At 66.0% G+C, this 15,951-nt stretch carries 18 protein-coding genes; 12 read left to right on the top strand and 6 right to left on the bottom strand.

Going from position 1 to position 15,951, the window contains the following annotated elements; all coding sequences use genetic code 11:
• The first annotated feature begins 146 nt into the window (after window positions 1-146).
• From ACVW17_RS02355 to ACVW17_RS02335, 5 genes are all read left to right on the top strand, one after another.
• Window positions 147-1,337 (top strand): GlxA family transcriptional regulator, encoded by a 1,191-nt coding sequence (locus tag ACVW17_RS02355; RefSeq protein ID WP_456756300.1) that lies wholly within the window; start codon window positions 147-149, stop codon window positions 1,335-1,337.
• A 102-nt stretch (window positions 1,338-1,439) separates the two neighbouring features.
• Window positions 1,440-1,967, top strand: a complete 528-nt coding sequence (locus ACVW17_RS02350) for a tautomerase family protein (RefSeq protein WP_456750290.1) — start codon at window positions 1,440-1,442, stop codon at window positions 1,965-1,967.
• 13 nt (window positions 1,968-1,980) lie between these two features.
• The gene (locus tag ACVW17_RS02345) at window positions 1,981-2,202 is read left to right on the top strand and encodes a hypothetical protein (RefSeq protein ID WP_456750289.1); all 222 of its coding nucleotides are present in this window, start codon (window positions 1,981-1,983) and stop codon (window positions 2,200-2,202) included.
• 403 nt (window positions 2,203-2,605) lie between these two features.
• Window positions 2,606-4,309: a vWA domain-containing protein gene (locus ACVW17_RS02340; protein ID WP_456750288.1), complete on the top strand. Its 1,704-nt coding sequence runs from the start codon at window positions 2,606-2,608 to the stop codon at window positions 4,307-4,309.
• 221 nt (window positions 4,310-4,530) lie between these two features.
• Entirely contained in the window at window positions 4,531-5,016 is a 486-nt protein-coding gene (locus ACVW17_RS02335) for a Crp/Fnr family transcriptional regulator (RefSeq protein ID WP_456750287.1), read from the top strand.
• Here ACVW17_RS02335 and ACVW17_RS02330 read toward each other — a convergent pair.
• The 4 genes from ACVW17_RS02330 to ACVW17_RS02315 form a co-directional block, all read right to left on the bottom strand.
• On the bottom strand, window positions 4,955-5,782 hold the full coding sequence (locus ACVW17_RS02330; protein ID WP_456750286.1) for a metallophosphoesterase family protein: 828 nt from the start codon (window positions 5,780-5,782) through the stop codon (window positions 4,955-4,957). The two genes, ACVW17_RS02335 and ACVW17_RS02330, sit on opposite strands and share 62 nt — an antisense overlap.
• Before the next feature lie 276 nt (window positions 5,783-6,058).
• The gene (gene rnk, locus ACVW17_RS02325) at window positions 6,059-6,478 is read right to left on the bottom strand and encodes a nucleoside diphosphate kinase regulator (RefSeq protein WP_456750285.1); all 420 of its coding nucleotides are present in this window, start codon (window positions 6,476-6,478) and stop codon (window positions 6,059-6,061) included.
• Between the two features lie 282 nt (window positions 6,479-6,760).
• On the bottom strand, window positions 6,761-7,291 hold the full coding sequence (locus ACVW17_RS02320) for a chromate transporter (RefSeq protein ID WP_456750284.1): 531 nt from the start codon (window positions 7,289-7,291) through the stop codon (window positions 6,761-6,763).
• Window positions 7,288-7,854, bottom strand: a complete 567-nt coding sequence (locus tag ACVW17_RS02315; RefSeq protein ID WP_456750283.1) for a chromate transporter — start codon at window positions 7,852-7,854, stop codon at window positions 7,288-7,290. Before ACVW17_RS02315 ends, ACVW17_RS02320 begins: the two co-directional genes overlap by 4 nt.
• A 115-nt stretch (window positions 7,855-7,969) precedes the next feature.
• On the opposite strand from ACVW17_RS02315, the gene ACVW17_RS02310 reads away from it, so the two are divergent.
• Together ACVW17_RS02310 and ACVW17_RS02305 are read left to right on the top strand one after the other, a co-directional pair.
• Complete coding sequence (locus ACVW17_RS02310) at window positions 7,970-8,884, top strand: LysR family transcriptional regulator (protein WP_456756299.1); 915 nt, start codon at window positions 7,970-7,972, stop codon at window positions 8,882-8,884.
• Between the two features lie 177 nt (window positions 8,885-9,061).
• On the top strand, window positions 9,062-9,610 hold the full coding sequence (locus ACVW17_RS02305) for a carboxymuconolactone decarboxylase family protein (RefSeq protein ID WP_456750282.1): 549 nt from the start codon (window positions 9,062-9,064) through the stop codon (window positions 9,608-9,610).
• A gap of 72 nt (window positions 9,611-9,682) precedes the next feature.
• Here ACVW17_RS02305 and ACVW17_RS02300 read toward each other — a convergent pair whose 3' ends face one another.
• A complete protein-coding gene (locus ACVW17_RS02300) occupies window positions 9,683-10,633 on the bottom strand; it encodes a GlxA family transcriptional regulator (protein WP_456798923.1) in 951 nt (316 codons plus the stop codon).
• Window positions 10,634-10,742: 109 nt separating this feature from the next.
• Here ACVW17_RS02300 and ACVW17_RS02295 point away from each other — a divergent pair, with 109 nt between their 5' ends.
• Complete coding sequence (locus tag ACVW17_RS02295; protein ID WP_456750280.1) at window positions 10,743-11,456, top strand: DJ-1/PfpI family protein; 714 nt, start codon at window positions 10,743-10,745, stop codon at window positions 11,454-11,456.
• Here ACVW17_RS02295 and ACVW17_RS02290 read toward each other — a convergent pair.
• Entirely contained in the window at window positions 11,453-11,956 is a 504-nt protein-coding gene (locus ACVW17_RS02290; RefSeq protein ID WP_456750279.1) for a hypothetical protein, read from the bottom strand. The genes ACVW17_RS02295 and ACVW17_RS02290 overlap by 4 nt on opposite strands.
• Window positions 11,957-12,185: 229 nt before the next feature.
• Between ACVW17_RS02290 and ACVW17_RS02285 the strand changes: the two genes are divergently transcribed.
• The 4 genes from ACVW17_RS02285 (at window position 12,186) to ACVW17_RS02270 (ending at window position 15,947) form a co-directional block, all read left to right on the top strand.
• Complete coding sequence (locus ACVW17_RS02285; RefSeq protein ID WP_456750278.1) at window positions 12,186-13,250, top strand: amidohydrolase family protein; 1,065 nt, start codon at window positions 12,186-12,188, stop codon at window positions 13,248-13,250.
• A gap of 94 nt (window positions 13,251-13,344) precedes the next feature.
• Window positions 13,345-14,457, top strand: a complete 1,113-nt coding sequence (locus ACVW17_RS02280; RefSeq protein ID WP_456796740.1) for an amidohydrolase family protein — start codon at window positions 13,345-13,347, stop codon at window positions 14,455-14,457.
• A gap of 327 nt (window positions 14,458-14,784) precedes the next feature.
• On the top strand, window positions 14,785-15,198 hold the full coding sequence (locus ACVW17_RS02275; RefSeq protein WP_229183704.1) for a Rieske (2Fe-2S) protein: 414 nt from the start codon (window positions 14,785-14,787) through the stop codon (window positions 15,196-15,198).
• 131 nt (window positions 15,199-15,329) lie between these two features.
• A complete protein-coding gene (locus ACVW17_RS02270; RefSeq protein WP_456750277.1) occupies window positions 15,330-15,947 on the top strand; it encodes a glutathione S-transferase family protein in 618 nt (205 codons plus the stop codon).
• Window positions 15,948-15,951: the final 4 nt, after the last annotated feature.

Here is a 15,951-nt window from a genome sequence, read left to right as displayed (position 1 = left end):
ACGGCGACCACACAAGCCGCTGTCGTCCCTGCGAAAACAGGGACCCATAACCACGAATGGTTATTGTTGTTCGACCTTGAACGACGAGTCTCGCCCACGACATCCGCCGCGGAGTATGGGTCCCTGCTTTCGCAGGGACGACGGTGATGATGCCTCTCGACTCATCGCCTCACAGCACACGCGGCGACCATAGATATCGCTTTCGCAAGGACGACGATGAGGATGGTTCGCTATGGGTGCGATCCATGCCGCAGGCCTTGCTCCGCCTGCGCCGCGATGGCAGGATTACCCCAATCTGTGCAGGATCGGACACGGCCATGCCGCTCATCCGGATTTGGGTCTACGACGGCATCCTCGCTTCGGGTGTTGCGGGTATCGTCGACGTGTTCACCGCCGCCAATTCGGTGACGGCGAGGCGGCCCCAGCGCGCCAGCGGCAAGCCGTCACAGCTGCGGTGGCGCGTCGAATCGCTGACTGGCCGGCCGGTCGAGACCGCGTCCGGCCAGGTCGTCGGTGTCGATGGAGCGATCAGCGCGCGATCTGCGGCGGATGCGGTGGTGATTCCCGGGCCGTTCGTCGGTGATATCGAGCGGTTCTTCGAGCGGCTCGATGCGGTCGAGCCGCTGCTCGCCGCGCTGCGGCGGCAACATGAGCGCGGCACGTTGCTCGCATCGTATTGCACCGGCAGCTTCATCCTCGCCGAGGCCGGCCTGCTCGACGGCAGGGTCGCCACTACCCATTGGGCGAAAGGGCGAACCTTCGCGATGCGCTATCCGGCGGTGGATCTGCGCGTCGCCGAGATTCTCACCGAGCAGAACCGGATTGTCTGCTCGGGCGCGGTGACCACTTCGCTCAATCTCGCGCTGCGGCTGGTCGAGACATTCACCGGCGCCGACGTGGCGACCGAGACCGGCAAGTTGATGCTGATCGACGGCAATCGTGTTTCGCAGGCATCTTATGCCAGCCGCACGCACGACACGCAGCACTGCGACGCACTGGTGGCGCGGGCGCAAAGCCTGATGGAGAAGTCGCTGCAACAGGGCTTCAGTCTCGCCAAGCTGGCCCGTGACCTTTCAGTCAGCGAGCGCACCTTGAACCGCCGCTTCAAGCTCGCGGTCGGCGAGGCCCCGCTGCAATATCTGCAGGCGCTGCGGGTCGACGTGGCCAAACGCCTGATCGAATCCCGACGGCTGAAGCTTGACGCGGTCAGCGCGCGCGTCGGCTACAACGATCTGTCGACCTTTCGCCGCCTGTTCAAGCGCGAAACCGGCCTTTCGCCGCGCGAATACCAGCGCCGGTTTGCGCGAGCCGCCGCGCGCACGGCACGAGCCGCCTGACGACGCCATGTCCGAATCTGCCCCAAGATTGGCGATACTGCCACTGCTGCGGGAGGCGTCCTGCGCATAGACCTCGTTCTGGCAACAACAGGAGGTCTCTAAATGCCGATGATCGACGTGACAATTCCCGAAGGAGCCCTGAGCCCGGACGCCGAAGCGCGGCTCATCAAGGAACTCGGCGATATCCTGATCGGTCACGAAGGGTTCGATCCGGCCAACAGGATTGCGCAAAGCGTCACCGTTGTCTTCCTGCATCGGCCAGCCGCAGTTTATGTCGCGGGCCAACGCTCGCCATCGCCGCGCTACCGGATCGTGCCGACCGTGCCGGAAGGCCAATACACCGAAGCCTCGCGCGCGGCTCTGGTGAAGGACGTGACCGATGCGGTGGTGCGGGCTGATGGCGGTTCGTTCGAGGATGTCGCGGCGCAGGTGTGGGTGTTTCCGACCGAGGTGCCGGATGGCCAGTGGGGCAGCCGTGGCGTGATCCGTCCCCTGCCGGACATCCAGGCCTTCATTGCAGGCGAGCACGAGCGCAAGGTCGGCGAGGCGCGGCTCGCGCGACGGCGGCGCGTCAAGGCGCTCGAATTGCTGGCGGGCGCGCTCGACGCCGCACGCAGGGGCGTCGAGTGAAGCGGGCGCAGCCGTGACAATCGATCCGCATTTCCGGCTCGCGGCGATCCAGGCCGCCGCGGTGCCGTTCGATCGCGAGGCGTCGGTGGAGAAGGCCTGCCGTCTGATCAGCGAGGTGGCGCCATGGGGCCACGATTACCGCCTTCGGCGAGACCTGGCTGCCCGGCAATCCGTTCTTCTGTCATGCGATGCGCAGATCGCGCGGATGAGGGCCGCGATCAACGAGAAGGTCTAGGCGGAGACGGCGGCGCGTGACGGCGCTTCGTCATGCAAAAAAGTGCGCCAGGCCAATGCATGGCAGCGTGCAAACCTGCGTCATCTGTGATCGCACTCACATCAGCAGCCGAGACCACAGCAGCCCTGGAAGCGATTTATTTGTCGTCGGCGTGTCGCGTCAGGCCAAACGCTTGTCGCAATAGTCCAAGTGTTCGGCGGCAAGTTGCGCCAAGAGAAGGTGTTCTGGCGTTTGGCTGCGTGCACATCGCAAGTGTGTCACATCAGCAATCCGGCCAACAAAAAACAAAATCGAGATCGAAGCAGGGCGCGGCTGCGGCAGGGCACGTGTGGTCTCGCGACACGCGTCGCGCGGTCGCAGTCGTCTTTGCCCTCCGATTGTCTCCATCATCGAGGATCGTTCCGTGATTAAGCTCTTTCGCCGCTCGTTCGTTGCCGGCCTGCTGTCGCTTGGCCTGGCGTTGCTGTCATCTCATGGCGTTCGGGCAGAAGCCCAGGCGCAGGGCACCGACACCATTCTCGTGCTCGATGCATCCGGCTCGATGTGGGGCCAGGTCGATGGGCAGAGCAAGATCTCCGCGGCAAGGCAGGCGGTCGATGCCATCCTGTCAAAATGGAATCCGGCCGATCGTCTCGGCGTGATGGTCTATGGCCATCGCTCGAAGGGCGACTGCAAGGACATCGAGCTGATGGTGCCGGTCAGCAAGTTCGATCCCACACGGATCAAGGCCGCGGTCGACGGCATCAACCCGAAGGGCCGGACGCCGATTGCGGATTCGCTGCGCGCCGCCGCCGAGGCGCTGCATTCGACCGAGAACAAGGCCAACGTGATCCTGGTCTCCGACGGCATCGAGACCTGCGCGCCGGATCCGTGCGGCGCCGCGGCCGAATTGAAGAAGGCCGGCATCGGCTTCACCGCCCATGTCATCGGCCTCGATGTCGCCGATCCCGCGGCCAGGAGCCAACTGCAATGCATCGCGCGCGCGACCGGCGGCGTTTATCTCGATGCCGGCAATGCCGCAAGCCTGACCGGCGCCTTGACCAAGGCAGTGGCGGCGACGCAAGGCAGCAAGGTCGCAAGCGAGGCGCCGGCGAAACCGGTGGTGGCCGATCCCTATCTCGGCAAGAACATCCGCGGCGTGGCGCGGCTCGCCGAAGGGCTCGATCCGATCAGCGACGAGGACGTCAACTGGGGTATCTACAAGCGTGCCGGCGACGAGAAGGGCGAGCATGTCAACACCTTCTACGGTGCGCCGTTCGCCGACAACATCGCGCCCGGCGACTACCTCGTCGAGGTCAGCTATCGGCAGCTCAAGCGCGAGTTTCCGCTTCTGGTCGAGAAGGGCAAGCCGGCCGTGCTCGACGTCATCCTCAACGCCGGCTACGTCACCAGCGAAGGCGCGGTGGCCGGCGGTGCGGGCAAGGTCGATGACGTGGTCTGGCAGGTCTCCGACAACGGCGGCACGCTGGTCGCGCAGGAATACGACGCGGTGCCGCGCTTCGTGCTGGCCGCGGGCAATTACACGCTGACCCTGACCAAGGGACAGTCGAAGACCAGCAAGCCGTTCTCGGTCGCCGCCGGTGATGCGAGCAACGTCCAGCTCACGCTCGACGTCGGCAAGCTGATCGTGACCTCGACCTATGCCGAGGGCGGTCCCAAGGTCGAGAAGGACATCGTGGTCGCGGTCTATCAGCCGGCCAAGGCCGACGGCGACGAGGGCGAGAAGGTCGCGCAGGGATACGATGCCGAATCCAGGTTCGATCTGCCGAGCGGCAGCTACGACGTGACGGCTGTGGTCGGCGAGGCCAAGGGCACGGTGCGCGCGGAGGTGAAGTCCGGCGCGCCGACCCGGATCAACGTCAACCTCAACGCCGGCGTGGTCGGGGTCAAGACCGACGGCGCGCAGGAGATCGATATCCTCGGCGCCGAGCGCGACCTCAATGACGAGCGCAAGCGCGTCTCGGTGAGCTATGATCCGGCCACCAACGTCGCGCTCCCCGCCGGCGACTATGTCGCCGTCGCCGTCTATGCCGACGGCCAGAAAGTCGAGAAGCCCTTCTCGATCACCGCCGGCAAGCGCCAGACGGTGGAGATCAAGCAGCCGTAGGCAATGCGACGTCGCGGTGGCGTGAGGTGAGCACGCCGTACGGCTCCCTCCCCCGCATCCGCCTTCGCCAAGAGGCTTCGGCGGACAAGAGGGGGAGGGAACCCACCCGCCGGTGCGTCCCTTACATCCGCACCTGCCGACAATTTGAGCAGATCGCCCAGCTAATCCGTTTCATCTCCGCGGCATCTCTGCCTAGTCTGGCTGACACGGAGGCGAACAGCATGCGCGCGATCCTTGATCACTGCACCGGCGGCAGCAAGCGCAGCCTGCCGGCCGGCACGGATTTCGTCGAGGAGGGTGGCAAGACCGGGCACCTGTTCGTGCTGCTCGAGGGCAAGGTGGAAGTCATGAAGGGCGACAGCCTGGTCGCCGTGATCGATGAGCCCGGCGCGGTGTTCGGTGAGATGAGTGTGCTGCTCGATCGGCCGCACAGCGCGAAGGTGCGCACGGCATCCGACTGCGTGTTGTATGAATTCGACGATGCGGCGTCGTTCCTGCGCGAGCAGCCGGCGGTGGCGCTGTTGATCGCGCAGCTGTTGGCGCAGCGGCTTCACGTCGCGACGACCTATCTGGCCGACCTGATGCACCAATATGCCGACCACGGCACCCATCTGGCGATGGTCGGCGAGGTGCTGCAAAGCATGATCAACCTGCCGCCGATGCAGGTCGCGCCAGGCTCGGATCGGCAATCCGATCCAAGGATATGAGCCAGTCCGGCGCCTCGCGCACCGGCTCTGCCGGCCGTGACAACGGCGCCTTGAGATCGACGATCTGCGCGTCGCCGGCGGCGTGCCAGAAGGCTTTCTCCTGCGCGAGATCGAGCACGATGTAGACCGGCGGCCGGCCGGGCTGCAGGCCGGTGTTGAACACCCAGGTCGGGCCGATCCGGTCGAACCACGAGCCGCTTGGAATGAACGGCGATTGATGGACGTGGCCCGAGATCACCATCGCCGGATGGTGGCGCTCGATCCAGTGCAGCAACTCGACATCGCCGAAGAAGCGCTTGCCGCCCCAGCTGATCGGCGAATCCGCCGGCGGGGCATGATGGACCCAGACCCAGCGTCCGTGCGGCATCGCCGCTGCCGCACGCAGCTGCTCGTCGATCCGCGCCTTGACCATCGGGCCGTCCCACCACGGGCACACCGTGAACAGCGTGTCGCCGATGGTCAGATTGTCGCCGTCGCAGGCGACGCCGAACTCCCTGATGCCGGCGATCCAGCGCGCGATCTTCTCGCCATCCGCGCCGCGCTCGTCCAGATCATGATTGCCCGAGCAGAAGATCACGCGCGTCAGACCGGCGAGCCGCGACAGATATTTCGTGACGACGACGATCTGGGCCCGGTAGTCCACCGCCGAACCGAGATTGAGCGCATCGCCGGCGAAAATCACGAGATCGAATTGCGGCGCCGCCGCCAGCAGCCAGTCGAACTGCGGCAACGAGTAGTGCAAATCGGCGACGACGAGACAGCGCATCCGCCGGATCCAGTGCCCGGAATGCGGGCGGTCCACATGGAAATGAATTATTCAAACAATCCGAATAGTAGCAAGATCTATGCCGCGTCACGCGGAAGAGGCGCGACAGATTCTCGCAGTGTCCTGCAAGACGTTCGCGTGCTTGCTTGCACACCAAATGAGGTGAGCACGCTGCGCGGGCTCACCCCCCCCCTTGCGGGCCCTCAAGGCCGGAGGCAGCCTTGCCTCCGGTGGCTTCCTTACAGTGGTCGCACCCTCATGGTGAGATCGTGCCGGCTACCTTTCGTGCCCCACCGCCAGAATAGTCACCGCACGCGTCTGATGGCTTGGCGTCTGGAAATCGATGGTCTGGCCGACCGACAGTCCGATCAGTGCGGCGCCGACCGGCGTCAGCACCGAGATGCGGCGGAGCGCGATGTCGGCTTCGTGCGGATAGACGAGCACGACCTCCCGGACGTCGCCGGTCTCGTCGTCGCGGTAGCGCACGCGCGAGCCCATGCGGACCACGTCACGCAGGTCGGCATCGTCGGCGACGAGCTGGGCGCGGTCGGTCTCGCGCGCGAGGAACTGGGCGACGCGGGGAAACACCGCCATGCTGGAATCGGCCAGCGCGCTGAGGCGATGCGCCTCGCTCGCGGTGATCACGATCGGCGGCAACGCCGCGGCGGCAAAATTGGTCTGAATGAGTCGGGTCATGTCGATTTGACCTTGATCGGAGACGCACCAACGCCGGCGCGAATGTCACACGCGACGCAACGGGCTGAAATGATTTTGGATGACGCTTAAAGGGAATCCGGACGGCGCGCGATCGCCGGCCGGCTAATTGCCTGCGTGCAGACGTCCGGCGCGCAAACCGAGGCGCGCAATGCGGGTGTCGATGCTCAGCATGTCGATCATGGCGCCATCAACATAACCGCTGTTCACGTCGCATCCATTGCGGCGAAAGCGCGCACGCGCCATTGCGGCAAGCGGCCGTGATCAGGGCTGGCCGATGCCGGTGAGGCCGAGTATCGCACCAGCGGCGAGCGCGATCAGCGGATGGATGCGCGTCGTCGTGGTGGCGACCGCGACGCCGGCCGCGATCACGATGGTGCCCCAGTTCGAGGTCGAGCTATGGGTGATGATGATGGCGCTGGCGGTGACGAGGCCGGCTGTCACCGGCACCAGCCCGGCCTGCACGGTGCGGCGCCAGGGCCGGTCCTTGAACCGTTCCCAGAGCTGGAGCGCGAAGCCGGTGACCAGCGATGACGGCCCGAACTTGGCGAGCGAGGTCACCAGCACGCCCGAGAAGCCCGCGACATGCCAGCCGACCAGCGGGACCACCATCATGTTCGGCCCGGGCGCGGCCTGCGCCAGCGCGAACAGCGCGCCGAATTCCTGCGCCGTCATCCAGTGATGGATGTCGACCACCTGGCGCTGCATCTCCGGCAGGATGGTGTTGCCGCCGCCAAAGGCGAGCAGTGAGAGTTCGGCGAAGATCAGCGCGAGCGTGACGAGGGTTGCGGTCATGACGCCTGCCTCGACCGGAGGACGATGCTGAGCGGCGCGAGCGTCAGCAGCGTCGGCAGCAGCGGCAGCCGAAACACCGCGATCGCCAGCACGCAGAGCGCGCCGATGAGGAGACCGAGCACATCGCGCCGCAACGGCCAGGCGATCTTGATCGCGGTAGATATCAGAAGGCCGGCTGCTGCGGCGGCGAGGCCGCCGAACAAATGACGGACGACCGGGTCGTCGGCGAAGCGGCCATAGATCACGCCGAGCCCGATCACGACCGCGGTCGGCACCGCGATCAGGCCGAGGATTGCTGCGAAGGCGCCGGGGATGCCGCGAAACTTCAGCCCGACCGCGACCGACATGTTGATGATGTTGCCGCCGGGCAGGAACTGGCAGAGCCCGAGCAGGTCGGTGAACTCGGCACCGGTGAGCCAGCCGCGCTTCTCCACCATCATGTGGCGCGCCAACGGCAGCACGCCGCCGAAGCCGGTCAGTCCGAGGATGAAGAAGCCCGTGAACAACTCGCCGACATCGGGCGCGACATGCTTGGTGGTCGGCGCGGCGGGTATGGCGTCCATCAGCGGGGCGGCTCCGGTTCGTTGGTTGTTGAGCCGACTTTAGTTGCCTGCGTGCCAAATATCCAATATATGGATTGAGCAATTTGCATACATTTTACATATGGATCGACCGATGATCGAGCTGCGCCATCTTCGCTATGCCGTCGCGGTCGCCGAGGAAGGCCATATCACCCGCGCCGCCGCGCGGCTCGGCATCCAGCAGCCGCCGCTGAGCCAGCAGATCCGCGCGCTGGAAGCTGCGATCGGCGCGCCGCTGTTCCGCCGCCAGCCGCGCGGCGTCGAGCTGACCGCCGCCGGCCGCGCCTTCGTCGGCAAGGCGCGCGCGATCCTGCGCGACACCGAGCTTGCGGTCGAAGCCGCGCGCCGCGCGAGCCGCGGCCAGGAGGGCCAGCTCGCGATCGGCTTCACGTCATCGGCGGCGTTCCATCCCTTCGTCACCGGGGTGATGCGCGAGATGCGCGAACGGGCGCCGGCGATCACGCTGTCGCTGGAAGAGGCCTCGACCGGCGAGCTGATCGAAGCCGTCGAGGCCGACCGGCTCGGTGCCGCGTTCGTGCGTTCGCCGAGCGAGCGGCTGGCGAATTTCACGATCAGGCATCTGCTCGACGAGGAGATGCTGGTGGCGTTGCCCGACCATCATCCGCGTGCCCGCAAGGACGCGCGGCGGCGGATTGCGCTGGCCTCGCTCGCCGAGGAGCCGCTGATCCTCTACCGCCGTCCGACCGGGCCCGGCCTCTACGACAGCATCATCGCCGCCTGCCGCGCGGCGGGCTTCAGCCCGAAAGTGGCGCAGGAGGCGAGCCGGATGGTGTCGACGCTGAGCCTCGTCGCAGCCGGGCTCGGGATTTCGATCGTGCCGGAATCGATGGCGCGGCTGGAGACCGCGGGCGTCTCCTATCTCCGCCTCGACCGCGCCACCGGCCTGGTCGCGCCGCTGGCGCTGGCGCGCAAGAAGGGCCCCGCCGCCGGCACGCTCGGCCGCCTGCTCGCAATCGTGACGCGGCGGGTGAAGGACCGCGCCGCGGTTTGACGGCGCGTTGCGCACCGAACGTGCCCGGTGGCGCGGAATGTGGGCGGTTTGGCGAACGCGTGCGTCCCGGCGCGGCTAGATAGCCTGCATCGAACCCGGTCGCCCGCGCGTCGACCGCAGCGGCCCAGTTGCGTCCGGCGGCACCGGCTTCAATCACCATCGTGAAAGGCAGTTCCAATGGCACGTTTTCCTGTCCATACGCACGACTCCGCACCGGAAGCCTCGAAGTCTTCCCTGCGTGACGTCGAGGCGCGGTTTGGCATGATCCCCAATCTCGCGGCGACGATGGCGACGTCGCCCGTGCTGATCCAGAGCTTCATCGGCATCTTCGACAAGGTGCACGGCGGCAGCTTCACCGAGCAGCAGATCCAGACCGTGCTGCTCACCGACGCGGTGACCAATCGCTGCACCTGGGCGGTTGCGCTGCATTCCGCGCTCGGCTTGCAGGCCGGACTGGCTGCGGCCGACGTCGAGGCGATGCGCGCCGGCCGCTCGCCCGCCGACAGGCAGCTCGGCGCGCTCTCGACATTGGCGAGGTCGCTGATCGAAAAGCGCGGCCGGCTCGACGAAGACGAGATCGAGCGATTCCTGGCGGCCGGATTCCCGAGGGATCTCGTGCTTGAGGTGATCACCATCGTGGCGGCGTCGACCATCACCAACTACACCGGCAGCGTCACCAATCCGCCGCTGGAGGCCGCGTTGCAGGCGCATGCCTGGAATGGCTGAGCCGCTTCACCTGAAGCCGCATCGCTGCGAGCCGGCCACGAGGCCTGCGTGCGTTTTGCGATGCGGTCCTGATCAGCCTGCAAATCTGGCGCGGTAGTCCTGCGGCGTGGTCGCCAGCAAGCGCATGAAGCTGCGGCGCATCGTCTCCTCGGAGCCGAAACCGCAGCGCTGTGAAATCCGTTTGATCGGCAGGCGGGTCTCCGAGAGCAGGTGGCGCGCGCCCTCGACCCGCAATCGCTCGATCGCGCGCGCCGGCGTCAGCCCGGTCGCATCGGCGTAATGCCGGCTGAAGCTGCGCTCGCTCATGCCGGCCTGTTTCGCCAGCGTCGCAAGCGAGAGGTCGTCGGCCAGATGGCCGCTGATCCAGTCATGCAGCGCGCCGAACCTGTCGTCGGTGGTTTGCAGCGACAGCACTTCACTGAACTGCGCCTGTCCGCCGGGCCGCTTGAGAAACACCACGAGGTAGCGGGCGACGGCGAGCGCCGTTGCGCGGCCGAGGTCGTCCTCCACCAGCGCCAATGCCAGATCGATGCCGGAGGTGACGCCGGCCGAGGTCCAGAACGATCCGTCACGCACGAAGATCGGATCGGACTCGACGCGGACGTCGGGAAAGCGCTCGGCGAGCTCCTGCCAGAATCCCCAATGGGTCACGGCGCGACGGCCATCGAGGGCACCCGATGCGGCGAGCAGGAACGCGCCGGTGCAGACCGACGCGGTGCGGCGGGCGTCGCCCGCGCGCTTGCGCACCCATTCGACCAGCACGGCGTCCGCCACCGCGGCGTTGACGCCGTCGCCGCCCGGAATCACCAGCGTGTCGACCGCGCTGCCGATGCTCGGCAAGGGATTCACCGCGAGCCCGACGCCGGCTGATGCCTGGACCGTGGGACCATCCTTCGCAACGACGCGGACCTCGTAGGGCTCGGCATGGCCTGCCTTGGCCGACAGCGCGTTGGCGGACGCGAACACCTGCAACGGCCCGGTGACGTCAAGCAGCTGCACCGCCGGATAGGCCAGCACTTCGATCGCGCGGCGCGCTTTTGGCGGAGAATGTGGGGGTTTTGGCGTCATCACCGAAGCGTGCCGCGCTAGATGGGCTTTGTCCATAGTGCAAGGAAACCTCAAGGGAAGTTCGATGATCGCTCATGATGTCCACCTGCGGATCGGGTCGCTGCTGTTCGAAGACATCGATCAGATCGACTTGACCGGTCCGTTCGAGGTGCTGTCGCGGATTCCGAATTCGACCTACCGCATCTACGCCAAGACCATGGCGCCGGTCCGCGACCTCAAGGGATTGCGGCTGACGCCGGATGCCACGCTGGCGGAAGCACCGCCGCTCGACGTGCTGCATGTGCCCGGCGGCTTCGGTCAGGAGGCGCTGATGGAGGACGAGGAGGTCCTGCGCTGGATCCGCGAACAGGCGGCAGGCGCCTGCCGCATCTTCTCGGTCTGCACCGGCGCGCTGCTGTGTGGGGCGGCCGGGCTGTTGAAGGGGCGCAGGGCGACGACGCATTGGGCATCGTTTCATCTGCTGCCGTTGTTCGGCGCCACGCCGGTGAACGAGCGCGTGGTGGTGGACGGAAGTTTTGTCTTTGCCGCCGGCGTTACCGCCGGCATCGATGGCGCGCTGCGGCTGGCGGCCGAACTGCGCGGCGACGACGCGGCGCGGGCGATCCAGCTCTATATGGCGTATGCGCCGGAGCCGCCGTTCGACAGCGGCACGCCGGAGACCGCGCCGCCCGAGATCCTGCAACAGACCCGGCAAGCGACGCGCGCGATCACGATGCAGCGGGAAGAGACCGCCCGCCGCGTCGCCGCAAGGCTGGGTGTCGTCGTTGAAGAGAACTAGTTCCCCGGCTCGAAGCTGCAGTCGGCGCCGCCGCCGGCCTGATCCTTGATCGCTGCCGGATCGAGCGTGCAGGACAGCTTCGACAGCGCCTCGTAGATCGTTCCGGCAGCGCCGTCCCCAGGCACGCCCGCTAGCGCCACGGTGGCGTAGATCGCGTTGGCTTCGCGTCCCTTCACGGTATGGGTCCTGCTGCCGAATGTCAGCTCGCAGGAGCGCGAGGTGATGGCGACATTGCTGGCGCGGCAGACCACCTTGTCGGCGGTGACGACGATCTTCCTGGTGATATGGACATTGCTGTCGCCGCTAAAGAACGCGGCGACCGCCTTCTTCTCCTTGGCCGGCAATGACGAATAGGGCGCCACCACGCCGGCTAGCGCCAGCGCGACCGAGCCGGACGTGGTCGCGGGTGCGGCCCAGGCCGCGGCCGAGGCCAGCGACAATGAACATGCCAGGATCGTCAGTCGGCCAAGTCTGATTCCAATCCTGATTCCAAGCCTCATTCCCGTCTCCTGTTGCGACGCATTTCGCGGCGCGGAATCGCTAGCACGTCCCGCGATCCGAATGGGTGACGTCATTCACATGCGATCCCGCAACTTCGCGTGAGGGCGGCTGCGCGCACAGGGCAGCCCCGCGCGGACCCGCTTGCACGATCGCGCCATCGGCGGCACAGTCCGTGTCGCGGCAGCGATGCCGCCAACAATGAAGACAAAGACAATCCCGGGGAACGCCATGGCGGCCACGCGCATCGACTGCGACATCCATCCCGCGGTGGGGGGAACGCGCACCACGCTGCTGCCTTATCTCAGCGATCACTGGAAGGAACAGGTGGTCAGCCGCGCCATCGACGGGCTCGACCTCAATTCCTATCCGCCGTCGATGCCGCTGTCCGGGCGCGCCGACTGGCGACCGGCCGACGGCAGCAAGCCCGGCAGCGATCTCGCCATGGTGCAGCGCGGCGCGTTCGACCAGCTCGGCGCCAGCCACGCCATCTGCAACGTCATCTATGGCGCGCAGGCGGTGTTCGATTGCTACATGGCCGCGGACTTGTGCAAGGCGATCAACGACTGGATCGCGGCCGAGTGGCTGGCGAAGGACACGCGGCTGCGCGCCTCGATCGTGGTGCCGATCCAGGCGCCGGATCTCGCCGTCGAGGAGATCGAGCGCCGCGCCGGCGACAACCGCTTCGTGTCGGTGCTGGTGCCGTCGCAGAACGAGACGCTGCTCGGGCGGCGGCACTACTGGCCGATCTATCAGGCCGCAGAGAAATACAGGCTGCCGATCGCGATCCACGCCGGCAGCGCTTATCGCGGCGCGCCGAGCTCGATCGGCTGGCCGTCCTATCGCTACGAATATTATCTCGCGGAAGCGCAGGCGTTCCAGGCGCAGGCGCTGAGCTTGATCTATGAGGGCGTGTTCGGGAAGTATCCCGGGCTTACGGTCGTGCTGATGGAATCGGGCGTCAGCTGGCTGCCGGCCTTCATGTGGCGCGCCAACAAGACCTGGCGCGGTGTCCGCGTCGAGGTGCCCTGGGTGGAGCGCGAGCCGGCCGCGATCATCCGCGACCATTTCCGCGTCACCATGCAGCCGTTCGACGCGCCGATGGATGCAACTGCGGTCGCCGACATCATCGACCAGATCGGCTCCGACAAGATGTTCCTGTTCGCGTCCGACTATCCGCACTGGCAGTTCGATGGCGACGATCCCGTCCCGCCGCATCTTCCTGATAGTATCGTCAGGCGGATGTGCGAGGATAATCCGCTGGAGACGTTTCCGCGTTTGAAGCTCGACGCCTGACCATGACGAAGCTCGACGCCACATCGGCGGTGCCACACCTCTCCCCGATGGGGAGAGGTGACAGCTACACAGACCAGATTCAATGGAGGATCGCATGAGTGATGTCATCGACCGCCCGATGCTCGACCAGGAGAAGTCCGCCGCGACTCGGCTCAAGATCATCGACTGCGATATCCATCCGAGCATCCATTCGCACAGCGACCTCAACGAGTTCCTGCCGAAGCGCTGGCAGCAGCATCTGAAGGAATATGGCAGCCATCTGCGCACGCCCTATATCGGCACCACGCCGTATCCGCGCTCCTCGCCCTTGATCGCGCGGCGCGATGCCTGGCCGCCGACCGGCGGCGTGCCGGGTTCCGATCTCGATTTCATGCGCAAGCAGCACCTCGATCCCTTCGATGTCGAGTTCGGCATTTTGCAGGTGCTCGATCTCTTCATCTTCTCGCAGCAGAATCTGGAATTCGGCGCCGCGATCCAGCGCGCCATCAACGACTGGCAGCTCGCGTTCTGGGCGCATCGCGATCCCAGGCTGAAGGCCTCGATCCTGGTCGGGCAGGACGGCTCCGACCTCGGTCTCGCCGAGATCGAGCGCTGCGCCAAGACAGGCGAATACATCCAGATCAACGTCTCGCCGCGCGCCAACGAGCCGCTTGGCCGCCGCCGTTACTGGCCGATCTACGAACGCGCGCAAGAGCTCGATCTGCCGCTCGGCATCCATGTCGGCGGCTATGGCGGGCACGCGCCGACCGGCGGCGGCTGGCCGTCCTACTATTGCGAGGAGCACCAGTCGAACGCGCACACGGTGGCCTCGAACCTCACGAGCCTGGTGCTGGAAGGTGTCCCCGAGCGCTTCCCGAAACTGAAGATCGTGTTCATCGAGGGCGGCTTCGGCTGGATCCCCGCCACGATGTGGCGGATGGACCAGCATTTCGACCGCTTCCGCAGCGAGGTGCCGCATCTCAAGCGCAAGCCGAGCGAATATGTGAAGCAGAATTTCTGGTTCACCACCCAGCCGATCGACGAGCCGGATGAAGCGAAGCATCTACGTCAGCTGATCGAATGGGTCGGCATCGACCGGCTGCTGTTCTCGTCGGACTATCCGCACTGGGACTATGACGACGCGCGCTACGCCTTCAAGACGCCGCTGACCGAGGCCGAGCGGCGCAAGATCTTCAATGCCAACGCCCGCGCGGTTTACAAATTCTAGGACGCAGATGACTTTGCTTCGAATCGAGCCGCGACCTCCGCGTCACCTCGCCCCGCGTGCGGGGAGAGGCGTAGGCCGCCTTGGGCGGCCGTTCCTAAAAACGCCGAAGCGGGGCTTCGGCTATGACGCATCGCTTGATGCGTTCCGGGTGAGGGGGAGTCTCCGCAAACTCAGCTATTGCCGGCTACGCGGAGACAGCCCCTCACCCCAACCCTCTCCCCGCATCCGCCTTCGCCCGAAGGCGAGCTTCGGCGGACAAGAGAACGGGGCGAGGGAGCGCACTGCCGCCGCTATGCGACTTACTCTCATCGCGCATTAGGTTTCCCGATGACCCGTCACATCGTCGCGCGCACAAGCGAAATTCCTGCCGGCGGCAACAAGGTGTTCGGCCTCGAGGGCCGCGACATCGTCGTGTTCCATGTCAATGGCGAGTTCTTCGCGCTGCTCAATCGCTGTCCGCATGAGGGCGCGCCGCTGGAGAAAGCGGCCTGCGTCGCGCGCCTGACCTCGCCGGAGCCCGGCATCTATCAGCGCGACCGCGTCGGCGAGATGCTGCGCTGTCCGTGGCACGGTTGGGAATTCGACATCCGCAACGGCCAGTCCTGGTTCGATCCGACCCGGTTCAGGATCCGCTCCTATCCGGTCGCGGTGGAGAGTGGCGCCGAGTTGCAGAAGGGGCCGTATGTCGCCGAGACGTTTCCGGTGCACATCGAGGACAATTACGTGATCGTCGAGGTGTAGGCGGTACGTCGCCATTATTGCAGGGCATGCAATAATGAAGTGACAATAACGACGATTATAATAAGAGGTGCAATGCGCCATCTTGAGGTCGCGGCCGGGATCACCCGGCCCATGACATCAGGAACGGCACCATGAAGCTCTATCACTTTGCTCTCTCCGGCCACGCGCATCGCGCGCGGCTGTTCATGTCCCTGCTGGGCATCCCGCACGAGCTGGTCGAGGTCGACCTGAAGTCCGGCGCGCAGAAGACGCCGGACTACCTCACCCTCAATCCGTTCGGCCAGGTGCCGGTGCTCGACGACGACGGCACCATCATTCCCGACTCCAATGCGATCCTGGTCTATCTTGCGACCAAGCTCGGCCGCACCGACTGGCTGCCGCGGGATGCAAAGGGCGCCGCTGCCGTGCAACGCTGGCTATCGGTCGCCGCCGGGGATCTGGCGTTCGGACCAGCCGCAGCGCGGCTCGTCACCGTGTTCGGCGCCAAGTTCAATCCGGAAGACGTGATCGCGCGCGCCCATGTCCTGCTGAAGCGGCTCGAAGCCCATCTTGCCAACCGCGACTGGCTGGTCGGCGCGCAGCCGACCATCGCCGACGTCGCGCTCTACAGCTATCTGTCGAGCGCGCCCGAAGGCAATGTCGATCTCTCCGCCTATCAGCCCGTTGTCGCATTCCTGCGCCGGATCGAGGCGCTGCCGGGCTTCGTGCCCTTTGCCAAGACCCCCGTCGGTCTGGCGGCGGCGGCGTGACAGG

It is taken from the genome of Bradyrhizobium sp. USDA 4473 (genome assembly GCF_054063335.1).
This window is presented reverse-complemented; position numbering and strand designations above follow the sequence as displayed.